General features: G+C 77.0%; 7 protein-coding genes. All 7 read right to left on the reverse strand.

The genetic code is table 11. From position 1 onward, the window contains the following. Window positions 1-101: hypothetical protein (locus D0D15_RS37670; protein ID WP_162830731.1), on the reverse strand; the 101-nt coding region annotated here is incomplete at its 3' end. A 10-nt stretch (window positions 102-111) separates the two neighbouring features. Further along, window positions 112-1,056 (reverse strand): glycosyltransferase family 9 protein, encoded by a 945-nt coding sequence (locus D0D15_RS35185; RefSeq protein ID WP_094005976.1) that lies wholly within the window; start codon window positions 1,054-1,056, stop codon window positions 112-114. Continuing rightward, the gene (locus D0D15_RS35190; RefSeq protein ID WP_115945081.1) at window positions 1,053-1,742 is read right to left on the reverse strand and encodes an SDR family oxidoreductase; all 690 of its coding nucleotides are present in this window, start codon (window positions 1,740-1,742) and stop codon (window positions 1,053-1,055) included. Before D0D15_RS35190 ends, D0D15_RS35185 begins: the two co-directional genes overlap by 4 nt. Before the next feature lie 10 nt (window positions 1,743-1,752). Beyond that, window positions 1,753-3,114 carry a D-glycero-beta-D-manno-heptose 1-phosphate adenylyltransferase gene (rfaE2, locus tag D0D15_RS35195; protein ID WP_115945082.1) on the reverse strand — a complete coding sequence of 454 codons (1,362 nt, stop codon included), beginning with the start codon at window positions 3,112-3,114 and terminating at the stop codon, window positions 1,753-1,755. Then, a complete protein-coding gene (locus D0D15_RS35200; protein WP_162830732.1) occupies window positions 3,111-3,674 on the reverse strand; it encodes a D-sedoheptulose-7-phosphate isomerase in 564 nt (187 codons plus the stop codon). Before D0D15_RS35200 ends, rfaE2 begins: the two co-directional genes overlap by 4 nt. After that, a complete protein-coding gene (locus D0D15_RS35205) occupies window positions 3,671-4,684 on the reverse strand; it encodes a glycosyltransferase family 9 protein (RefSeq protein WP_167481611.1) in 1,014 nt (337 codons plus the stop codon). Before D0D15_RS35205 ends, D0D15_RS35200 begins: the two co-directional genes overlap by 4 nt. Then, window positions 4,681-5,406: D-glycero-alpha-D-manno-heptose-1,7-bisphosphate 7-phosphatase (locus tag D0D15_RS35210; RefSeq protein WP_162830733.1), on the reverse strand; the 726-nt coding region annotated here is incomplete at its 5' end. The genes D0D15_RS35205 and D0D15_RS35210, both read right to left, overlap by 4 nt.

Raw genomic sequence — 5,406 nt, forward strand, 5'->3', positions numbered from 1 at the left:
ACCTTGGACTCGTCGACCTCGGTGCACACCACGTCGTGGCCCAGCGCGGCGAGGCAGGCGGCGGTGGTCAGGCCGACGTAGCCGGCCCCGGCGACCCCCACCGGCCCGACGTCAGGCCCCCACCACCGGCCGCAGCGCCGACCGGCCCGCGGCGACGACCTCGTCGACGGTGATCCGCAGCAGCCCGGGAGCCGGGGCGTCCGCGAACGGATCGCCGGCCTCCCCCGCCCACAGCACGACGTGCCGGTCTCCGGTGCCCGGCGGCGGCCCCCACCGCCACGGCGGGGTCGGGCCGAACAGCAGCACCGACGGGGTGCGGTAGGCGGTGGCGAGGTGGGCGACGCCGGTGTCGCCGCTGATCACCAGCCGTGCCCCGGACACGAGCGCGGCCAGCTCGGTCAGGCTCGTGCGGCCGGCCAGCACGGCGTCCTCGCCCAGCCCGGCCGCGGCCGCGACCCGTCCCGCGAGGTCCCGTTCCGCGGCGCTACCGGTCACCACGACCCGGGACCCGGCGCGGGCGAACTCGCGGGCCACCTCGGCGAAGCGTCCGGGCGGCCAGCGCCGGGACTCGAACGCCGCCCCGGGGTGCACGACGATCGCGTCTCCCGCCGGGCTGGGCACGTCCGGCCGGGCCAGCGCGAGGTCGTGCCGGTCGGCCGCGATGCCGTGGCAGGCGAGCATCCGGCACCAGCGCAGCACCTCGTGCTGGTCCTCGCGCCACTCCGGGCCGTCCAGGTCCGGGAAGTCCGGGTGCCGGTGCGACAGCAGCCGCCCCGGCCGCGTGCCCAGCAGGTCCGTCACGCTCTCCGGGCCGCTGCCGTGCAGGTTGACCGCCACGGCGGGCGGCGCGCCGGTCCACCGCAGCGCGCCCAGGCCGGGAGTGGGCAGCACGCGGTCGACCGCGCCGGTGAGCGCGGCCAGCTCGTCCAGTGCCGCGGGCGCGGCCAGGGTGATCCGCGCGTCCGGGAACGCGGCCCGCAGGCCACGCAGCGCCGGGACGGTGACCAGGAGGTCACCGACCCCGAGCGCCCGCAGCACCAGGACGTCGCCGGTCACGGCCAGGAGCCCTCCTCCGAGTGCGCCACGACCAGTTCCCGCACCTCGCACCCGGCCGGCTGGGACAGAGCGAACAGCACCGTCCGCGCGACGTTCTCCGGGTTGTTCAGCTTCGCGTCGGCGGGCGGCTTGTACTGCTCGTCGCGCGCGTCGAAGAAGGCGGTGTGCATGCCGCCCGGCACCAGCATGGTGACGCCGATCCGGCCCGCGGTCTCCGCGGCCAGTGCCCGGGTGAACCCGACGACACCCCACTTCGAGGCGCAGTAGGCGGTGGCGTCGCTGACCGCCTTGATGCCCAGCGTGGACGCGACGGTGACGACCTTGCCGTGCGAGCGCTCCAGGTACGGCAGCGCGGCCCGGACCACGGCGGCGGTGCCGAAGAGGTTGACCTGAACCACGCGCTCCCAGTCCGATGTGGACACGTCGGTCAGCTTGCCGGGGAAGTCGATGCCCGCGGCGGTGAACACCGCGTCCAGCCCGCCGGCCTGCTCGGCCAGCTCGGCGACCGCGCGTTCGGTCTCGGCGGTGTCGGTGAGGTCGACGGGCACGTAGGGCACGCCGGCGGCCGGGGGTTTGCGGTCGAGCACCAGCGGGGTCCCGCCGGCGTCGGCGACCGCCTTGGCGGCCAGCGCGCCCAGCCCGGACGCGCCCCCGGTGATCAGTACCTTGCCTGGCGATGCAGCCATCTCTGCCTTTCTATCCGTTGGACACGGTCTCGATGAGCCGCGTGGTGGAGTAGCCCTCGACGGTCGGCACGAGCACGACCTTGCCGCCGCCCTCGCGGATCACCTCCGCCTCGGGCAGGTCGGCGCCCGCGTAGTCGCCGCCCTTGACCCACACGTCCGGCCGCAGCGTGCGCAGCACCTCGACCGGGGAGGACTCCTCGAACACCACCACGGCGTCGACGGACTCCAGCGCGCTGAGCACGCGCACCCGGTCGGCGGCGGTCACGACCGGGCGGCCCGGTCCCTTCAGCCGGCGCACCGACTCGTCGGAGTTCACGCACACGATGAGCACGTCGCCCAGCTCGCGGGCGCGCCGCAGCAGGGTCACGTGCCCGGGGTGCAGGATGTCGAAGCAGCCGCCGGTCGCGACGACCCGCCCGCCGCGGCGCCGCACCCGCTCGGCCAGCTCGAAGCCGGACAGGCCCTCGGGCGGGCGGATCGGCTCGGCGGGCTCGGACAGGGCGGTGGCCGCGCCGGCGGCGACGAGCCGGGCCGCCGACTCGACCGCCGCGGCGACCGCGTCGGGCAGCGCGGCACCGTCGTGCAGGGCCGCGGCGACGGCGCTGGCGAACCGGTCGCCCGCGCCGCAGGTGTCCGGCCGGACGCTGGCAGGGACGCGTGCCGCGTGGGGCACCGGGACCGCGCGCGTGCCGGTGCCGTCGGCGAGGACGGCGCCCCGCGAGCCGACGGTCACCGCGACCGCCTCGGCCGCCCACTCCACGCGCAGCCGCGCGGCCAGCTCCTCCGGGGTGCCGGGCTCGCCGGTGAACTTGGCGGCCTCGCTGTCGTTGGGCGTGACCAGGGCGGCGCCGGGCACCGGCGGGCCGCCGCGCGGGTGCGGGTCCCACACCACCGGCGCGTCCGTCTCGGCCAGCAGCTGCCGGATCTGCGGGTGGCTCGCGACGCCGCGCCCGTAGTCGGCGACGAGGATCGCGGACGCGCCGCGCAGCACGGACACCGTGCGCGCGTCCAGCGCCTCGTGCGCGGCCCGGCCGTCGCCGTGGTCCAGCCGCACGACCGACTGCCCGGCCGCGCGGATGCGGGTCTTGCGGACGGTCTCACCCTCCAGCGGCAGCGCGCACAGCTCGACCTCGCCGGCCAGCAGCCGGGCCAGCCGCGCCCCGCCCTCGTCCCCGCCGAGCGCGGTGACCAGCACGACGTCGGCCGCGGACCGGGCGGCCAGGCGCGCGGCCAGGCCCGCGCCGCCGGGCCGGTGCCATTCACGTCCGACGTCGACCACCGGGACGGGCGCCTCGGGGCACAGCCGGTCCGCGTTGCCGTCGACGTCGATGTCGAGCAGCGTGTCGCCGACCACCACCAGGGGGCCGCTCACGAGGGCACTCCCAGCGCCTCGTCCAGCGCCGCGCACAGGCCGTGGATCACCGCGAGGTGCGCCTCCTGCACCGTGCCGGTGCTCGGGGCGTCGATCATCACCGCGTCGTCGCTGACCGACGCCAGCGCGTTCGGGCCCGGCCCGGTCAGCGCCCACGTGGTCAGGCCCAGCTCGTGCGCGGTCTTCGCCGCCGCGCACACGTTCTGGCTGCGGCCGCTGGTGGACAGCGCCACCAGCACGTCACCGGGGCGGCCGTGCGCGCGGACCTGGCGGGCGAACACCTCGTGGTCGCCGTAGTCGTTGACGATCGCGGTGGCCGCCGAGGTGTCGGCGTGCAGGGCGATCGCGGACAGCGGCTGCCGGTCGCTGACGAACCGGCCGACCAGCTCGCCGGTCAGGTGCTGGGCCTCGGCGGCGCTGCCGCCGTTGCCGCAGGCGAGCAGCCGTCCACCGGCCCCGAGCACCTCGGCGAGGTGACGACCCCACGCCTCGATCCTCGGTGCCAGCGCGGTCAGATCCCGCATGGTCGCGGCCAACGCCGCGAACCGCTCTTCGATCACGCTGCACCTCCTAGTTTCTCCACGGCCCGCAGGACCTCCTCGGGCGGAACCCGGTCCAGGCACGGGTGCCCGGGCACCGGACAGCTCCGGGCCCGGGTGTCACGGCAGGGCGCGTCCTGATCGCCGAGCAGGACGAGCGGCACCCCGTAGGGCGCCCACCGCGCGGCCGGCACCACGGGCGCGAACAGCGACACGACGGGGGTGCCGACGGCCGCGGCGAGGTGCGCCGGCCCGGTGTTGGGGGCGACGGTCACGCGCGCCCCGGCGAGCACGGCGGCGAGGCCGTGCAGATCGGTCTTGCCTGCCAGGTCCAGGCCGTGGTCACCGGCGACCCGGGCGGTCAGGTCGCGTTCGGCCGGGCCGCCGGTGACGACGACCCGGTATCCGGATTCGGCGAGCAGCCGGACGACCTCCGCGTTGTGCTCGGCGGGGTACTGGCGGGCGGGCACCGACGCGGCCGGGTGCACCACGACGTAGCCGGGTTCGCCGACCAGGCCGGACACGTCCGGCAGCGGCTCGCGCACGGCCAGGCGCCCGTCGTCGCCGGGCGGCAGCTCGAACCCGGCGGCCCGCGCCAGCGACAGGGCGCGCTCGGCCTCGGGCGGGTCGCCCTCGACGCGGTGCCGCAGGTCCAGCAGCGAGCCCGGGTAGTCCTCGCAGATCGCGCCGATCCACGGCACCCCGCACTCCCGCAGGATCAGGGCGAGCGGCAGCGGCGACTGGTGGAACGACGTCACGATCAGGGCCGCGTCCGGTTGCGCCGCGCGGATGTGCGCGCGCAGCTCGGCCAGGTGGGCGGGGGTCACCGCGGGCGGCTGCGGGTCGATCCACGGCGCGCACCACTCGACGACCTCGTCGACGCCGGGCCCGAGCTCGGCGGCCGCCCGCCCGTGCGGCCCGGCCAGGAACGTGACCGACTCCGCCCGCGCGGCGACGGCGCGCACCAGCGGCCCGGACAGCAGGACGTCACCCGCGTTGTCCAGCCGCGCCACCAGAACCCGTGACCTCACCACGCCCGGTCCCCCATCGCCAGCCCGACCGCCTCGGCCAGGTCACCCGCCACCAGCGCGTCCCGCCGCGCGGCTTCGATCTCCGCGGCCCGCGTGCGGGGAGTCGGCACGAGGACACCGCGCGCGCCCGCGGCGCGCGCGGCCTCGATGTCGGCGCCGATGTCCCCGATCAGCACGCAGTCCTCGGGACGCACCCCGAGCGCCAGCGCGGCACGGGTCACCAGGCCCGGCTTCGGCTTGCGGCAGCAGCAGCCGTCGCCGTCGGCGTGCACGCACACCTGCCAGGTGCCGAACGGCCCGAGCAGCTCCTCGACCCGCGCGTTGACCGCGGCCAGCTCCGCCGGCGTGATCAGCCCGCGGGCCACGCCGGACTGGTTGCTGACCACCCCGACCGGGACACCGGCGGCGCGCAGGCGGCGCAGCACGTCCTCGGCTCCGGGCACGGGGCGGACCAGCTCCGGGTCGTTGTTGTAGGGCTCGTCGTGGATGAGGGTGTCGTCGCGGTCGAACAGGATCGCCCTGGCCGCCGGGCGCGGGCGGCGGACGCGCACCTCCCCGGCGAGCCGGTGGCCCAGCGCGGCGGGCGGGATCAGCACGCTCGTGACCGCCATCTTCGCCAGTTCCTCCGGAGTTTTCGGCCCGGGCAGGATGCGGTGGAGCGCGAACTCGGCGGTGAGGCCGAGCCAGGCGATACCGGCGAAGGCGGCGGGGGTGGGCCGGCG

It is taken from the genome of Amycolatopsis thermalba, from assembly GCF_003385215.1.
Lineage (GTDB): Bacteria > Actinomycetota > Actinomycetes > Mycobacteriales > Pseudonocardiaceae > Amycolatopsis_E > Amycolatopsis_E thermalba.

Coding starts and splice junctions, on each gene's coding strand:
- D0D15_RS35190 (WP_115945081.1), bottom strand. CDS start 1,742: ATGGCTGCATCGCCAGGCAAGGTACTGATCACCGGGGGCGCGTCCGGG.